The sequence below is a fragment of the uncultured Lamprocystis sp. genome (assembly GCF_903933125.1).
In the GTDB taxonomy this organism is placed as follows: domain Bacteria; phylum Pseudomonadota; class Gammaproteobacteria; order Chromatiales; family Chromatiaceae; genus Thiodictyon.
Genome location: NZ_CAIZIZ010000281.1, coordinates 1 through 5,164, shown reverse-complemented (window position 1 = coordinate 5,164; position 5,164 = coordinate 1). Strand labels below are relative to the sequence as shown.

The 5,164-nt window shown below is 66.7% G+C and carries 5 protein-coding genes; 1 reads left to right on the top strand and 4 read right to left on the bottom strand.

Translation table 11 applies throughout. The features are described from left to right. Window positions 1–365: 365 nt before the first annotated feature. Window positions 366–1,037, bottom strand: a complete 672-nt coding sequence (locus QZY03_RS13725; protein WP_295581920.1) for a YkgJ family cysteine cluster protein — start codon at window positions 1,035–1,037, stop codon at window positions 366–368. 235 nt (window positions 1,038–1,272) lie between these two features. Between QZY03_RS13725 and QZY03_RS13720 the strand changes: the two genes are divergently transcribed. Next, window positions 1,273–2,127 carry an urease accessory protein UreD gene (locus tag QZY03_RS13720; protein ID WP_295581919.1) on the top strand — a complete coding sequence of 285 codons (855 nt, stop codon included), beginning with the start codon at window positions 1,273–1,275 and terminating at the stop codon, window positions 2,125–2,127. 202 nt (window positions 2,128–2,329) lie between these two features. Here QZY03_RS13720 and QZY03_RS13715 read toward each other — a convergent pair whose 3' ends face one another. The 3 genes from QZY03_RS13715 to QZY03_RS13705 form a co-directional block, all read right to left on the bottom strand. Beyond that, on the bottom strand, window positions 2,330–2,767 hold the full coding sequence (locus tag QZY03_RS13715) for a type II toxin-antitoxin system HicB family antitoxin (protein WP_295581917.1): 438 nt from the start codon (window positions 2,765–2,767) through the stop codon (window positions 2,330–2,332). Window positions 2,768–2,863: 96 nt separating this feature from the next. Continuing rightward, a complete protein-coding gene (locus tag QZY03_RS13710; RefSeq protein WP_295581914.1) occupies window positions 2,864–4,429 on the bottom strand; it encodes a formylglycine-generating enzyme family protein in 1,566 nt (521 codons plus the stop codon). After that, the coding region (locus QZY03_RS13705; protein ID WP_295581912.1) for a hypothetical protein at window positions 4,426–5,164 on the bottom strand (739 nt) is incomplete at its 5' end. The genes QZY03_RS13705 and QZY03_RS13710, both read right to left, overlap by 4 nt.

The window sequence follows — 5,164 nt, the reverse complement described above, 5'->3', positions numbered from 1 at the left end:
GTCGGCGCCGTAAACAGGGGGGCAAAGGGCAGCAGAATCGTTACAATCGCGGGCGGTAGTGGGAGCATCGGCGGTGACGGCTGGTGTGTTGGTCGACTTCAGACGATACCGCCGGTCTCCCGCTGCCGCCACCTCCGCAGGAGCCGCCGGCCCTGGTCCAGCCCACCCGTGCACAGCGCCCGGCCTCAGGCAAAAATGGCCAAAGTCGAGGACAAGGCCGTCTCGCCGAAGAGATACCCCAGGTCGATAGCGACCGACTCGAAGGGCGGAATATAGTCGCCGGACGTGGTAACCGGACGTAGGGGCGGGTTTAAAACCCGCCCCTACACCAAGGGTCTGTCCGGATATCAGGTTGGAAGGCTATATCAGTCTCTGGTGTCGCTTGACAGTCGCTCGGCCGCGAACCATTCGGTCAGCGGCCGGGTCTCGCCCAGGGCGGCGAGTCGGTGATCGATGGCATCCTGGTTGCCCCAGACGACGTCCGCCAGAGAGCCGCTTGCGACGCGCGTTTCGAGGTCGTGACAATAGAGCCCCAGTTCGCGCTGGACATAGAAGCCGTAGGTGCGGCAGGCCGTTGGACGCTGTGCGTAGACCAGGCAGGTGCTGGACTGCTGGTCCAGGAGCGGGCAGACCAGGGGCCGTGCTTGCTGTTCGGCCAAGGCCGCGATGTCCCGCTGAATGTTCCGCAACTGGTCCGGCGCGAACAGGGCCAGACCCTCGCGCAGCAGGCCCCATTCGTCTGCCGTGAGTTGCGGTACCTCGGCGAGCGCCCGACAACAACCGCCGCAGCCCTTGCCGCACAGCCAGCCGGGATGCGCCTCAAGAATGGCCCGCACACGCGCATTGATGTCGGCATGAAGTTGTGTCAAAGGGTGCATGACGCGATCCTCCGGCGACAGGATCCAGTAGTAGGGAAGGGCGGCGCGTTGAAGCGGCCGCAGGTGATGGACCCTGTCCTTGCGCTCATGGCCCGATGAGAGAACCTCGCGGACCCAGTCCCGAGCCAGGGTCATGACGCCGCTGGGCCGTTCGGGCACGCGCTCCTTGCGCCAGCCGGCGAGGTCGTTTCCATCCTCGGGTCGCTTGTCGTGACGGCTTGACCTTGGCAGTTTAGCCGAATTCGCCGCGGGCGCCGGAGCTCACGGGTGCGACCAAAACCGATGTGGTAGCCGCTGCGCTGACTCTCGGTGTAGGGTACGCATCGCGTACCGAACCTCCGCAGTGCGTTAGGATGCGGTGAGCGTTCAAACCGCCTGAGGAGTTCCGGACCCCTTGACCAACCACCCCGATCCAGGCAGGGCTGACGCCCGCGTTGAGCCTCGCGGCTGGCGAGCCCGACTTGAACTCGGGTTTGCCGCGCGGGCCGATCGGACCGTGCTCGCCCGGAAGCACCAATTTGGCCCGCTTACGGTCCAGCGTCCCTTCTATCCGGAGGGCGGTTCCTGCCATTGCTATCTGTTGCATTCGCCCGGCGGCGTGGTGGGTGGGGACCGGCTGGAGGTCGCGGTGCAGGTGGGGGAGGGCGCCCATGCGCTCATCACCACCCCGGGGGCGGCCAAGTTTTACCGCAGCGCTGGCCCGCGGGCGGAGCAGACTCAGCGGTTGGTGGTGGCCGCGGGCGGGGTGCTGGAGTGGTTCCCGCAGGAGAACATCCTGTTTTCCGGTGCCAACCTGCGGCTGCACACGGCGGTCGAGTTGGCCGCGGGCGCCCGTTTTCTGGGCTGGGAAATCCAGTGTCTGGGGCGGCCCGTGGTGGCCGAGCGCTTCGCCGTCGGGCAGGCCGACCTGCGTCTCGACGTGCGGCGCGACGGCGTGCCGCTACTCCTGGAGCGGTTGTGGTTGGACCATGGGCAAGGGCTCGACGGCCCCACGGGTCTGCGCGGCTACCCGATCACCGGCACCTTGTTGGCGACCGGTGCCGCCGCCGGAGACCTGGCCGCGGTGCGTACCCACGCGGGTGTGGCGGAGACCCGGTGGGGCGCGACCCTGGTCGGCGACCTGCTCGTCGTTCGTGCCCTGGCCCAGGGCAGCGAGCCCGTGCAGCGGCTCTTCACCACGTTGTGGGGTTTGCTGCGGCCCCGGCTGCTCGGCCGACCGGCTTGTCTGCCGCGGATCTGGTCGACCTGAGCGTCGATGATGGGTTTCGCTCCGCTGAAAATGTTGCGACTGAGACATCTTCATTTCCGGTAGCTAAGGCGATTTCCGACAATTTGGATACCGGCCAATGTAGGTGCGACTTCAGTCGCACCTGCGTCCGAATCGGTGCGACTGAAGTCGCACCTACATCCGAGTCGGTGGTGGGTGTGGTATCCGGTGTTCCGGAAATCACCTAGCTTGTCTTGAATCGGATCTCCACTGTGGCTCCAAGTGCCGCGGCGGCTAGTTTCAGCGACTTCAAGGTCAGGTTAGAGCCCGTCTTCTCCATGCGTTGATACGCTTGGTAGGACTTGCCAAGCGTATTTGCTACCTGCACTAATGATTTCTGCTGTTGCATACGCAGGGTATGAAGCATAACTGGCGCAGCAACCTCAGGACTAACCGCAATACCGATTTCCCCTGTCTGCATTTTCGAGGGAAGGGTGACTTCCTGATCGTGAGCTGCCATGGCATTTAGAACGCCATCCAATGCCTCCCGAGCGTTAAAGATCGCTTCCTCTTCGGTTTCACCCCAACTAAAGACGTTATCCAAGTCGCGAAAGGTCACAACAATGCCGTCCACGTCATGCGACAAGGTTGCTCCGTAAATCAGTTCCAATGTATCGACCATGCTTGTAATGCCCTATGCCCTATGCCCTACCTCATATGTCATCTGCGCCCCGGCGCCGTTCCGGCGTACTTAGAGGATATCCGGAACAAAATATGCTTAAACTGAAAATATAAAATCTAACGATTGATAGTCTCTAATCTCCAGACACAGGGCCTTGATCATAAACCCGGCTACCGCGCGATCTGCAAGGTCGCCGGTCCGCACAGCGGACCCTACGCGCACAGCGGACCCCGCGCTCACGGCGGACCCAACGGGGTTCGCCTTGTCATAGTCGGCATACCAATCGGCACACCACTCCCAGCAGTTGCCGTGCAGGTCATGCAGGCCCCAAGCATTGGCGCGCTTGCCGCCAACCGGGCGGGTGCCGTCGCTGGACTTACGGCCGTACCAGGCATAGGCGCCGAGTTGCAGCGCGTCGTCACCGAAGCAGTAGAGCCCCTCACTGCCGGCGCGGCAGGCATACTCCCATTGGGCCTCGGTCGGCAGCCCGTAGCGCTGGCCCGTAGCCTCGCCGAGCCAGTCGCAATACGCCCTTGCATCGTTCCAACTGATGCAGACCACCGGGTGGTCATCCGTCTGTTTGAAATAGGGGTTGCGCCAACTGGCATCCTTCTTCTCAAGGTATTTGTTGTCATCCCAAACATAGGCACCCCCGCCCGTCTCGGCCTCGGTGCGGTACCCGCTGGACTCAACGAAGCGCCGGAACTCACCGACCGTGACCGGATATTGGCCGACCGCGTAGTGACTGAGCCGGACCGGATGGGCCGGGCGTTCGTTGTCGTTGCCGACGCCCTCCGGACTGCCCATGCGGAAGGTGCCGCCGGGGAGCCAAACCATAGCGGGGCCGGGGTCCGTGCTGTCCGCGATCGGGTCACGAAACGGCGTGGGCGCCGTGGGGGACTCCTCCACAACGTCCGACGGCGCGGGACGGTCGAGCAGAGCACCCTCACCGGACAGATCCGGCACCAGCACCCCTTCGACACGGCGCACCGCCCCCGGCGCACCCGCCGCGGTCAAGCGCTCCGTCAACGCGGCCGGGTCGCGCAGCAGGCGCGCGACCTCGGCCGCGTAGTCCAGCAATTCGCGATGGGCCGCGAGGTTCGCCCGCAGCGCCTCGGTGAGGCGCACCAGGCGGGCCAGTTCGGCCGCGGGGCAGCCGCCGGTGCCCGCGCCCGGGGCGGCGGCGGTCCAGGCCTGGCCGAGGGCGGCGGTGATCGCGCGCGCCGCGGTGCCGCGGTGCTCTTCCAGGTAGGCCATGGCCGACCACTCCTCGGCCTGAAGTTCGGCGGGGCTGAGCCCGGCGCCGCCGCGGCCCAGGTGCCGGCAATAGCGCAGCAGCAGACGGGCCGCCTCGCGCATCCGCTGCACGCCGTCCGGCACCGCCGCCAGTTCGGCGATCAGCACGGCGCGCACGTCCTGATCAATGGCGAACTGTTCATAGCCGATCGGCCGGCACAGATCGGACAGCAGCAGGTCCGCCTCGCTGATCCAGGGGGCGCCGCCGCAGTCCGACAAAAAGTGCACGCGCAGATAATTGACCAGCTCGGGGGTCAAGATCAGCGGCAGGGCGGCGAACCAGGCGAGCCGCCGATGGGGCTCGCCGAAACGTTGCGCAAAGCGCGCGATGCGCGCCGCCGCCAGGTCAGCGGGCGCCGCGGTCATCGCCCGGCCCGGCCGCCCAGCCCGCGCAGGGTATCGACGGCGTTGCCGAAACCGTCCGCGGTCATGGGGAACATGGGCACCAGCAGCGCGATCAACTGCGCGGTGGTCCCCGGCCAGCGTTCGGCGGGCACCGGGTTGAGCCAGGCGAGCGCACCGGTCAGCCGTTTGAGTTCGACCAGGACGCGCGCGGTGTCCTGAAAGCGCTGCTGCACGCGGCCCCCGCGGGCGGCGCCGGCGTCGCTCACCAGCAGCACACTGGAGCGCGGGGTGCAGTCGGCAAGCAGCCGCGCGAGCTCCAGCGGCCGGGTGCGGTGCGGGTCCGCGTAGACCAGCGGCGGCGGAACGTTCTGAAAATAGCCGAGATCGACCTGCCCGAGCCCGGCCGCGACGGCGGTCTGCACCAGGTCGCGGGTGAGCCGATGAAAGGGGACCATGGAGCCGCCCTGATCCACCAGCAGCACCAGATGCCCGTGATCGGTGCCGCGGCGCGTCAGGACCGGGCGGTCGTAATAGCCCTGACGGGCGGCCCGCTCCACCGTGGCCGTCAGGTCGAGGCGGTCGCAGGGACCATCCTTGACCGGCCGGCGCAGATAGCGCCAGGTATAGGCCATGGTGCGGCGCGACACCGGATCCTGGGTGACCAGCGCGGCGGTCTCGCGGGCCGGCGACGGGGTCGGCGGGGCGACCGGCGCGCGCACCGGCAGCGGTTCGTAGCCGGGCATCGCGATCAGGCGC

Bases quoted from the DNA above. Each gene is read 5' to 3' on its own strand.
- QZY03_RS13715 (WP_295581917.1), bottom strand. From the start codon at position 2,767: ATGGTCGATACATTGGAACTGATTTACGGAGCAACCTTGTCGCATGAC.
- QZY03_RS13710 (WP_295581914.1), bottom strand. From the start codon at position 4,429: ATGACCGCGGCGCCCGCTGACCTGGCGGCGGCGCGCATCGCGCGCTTT.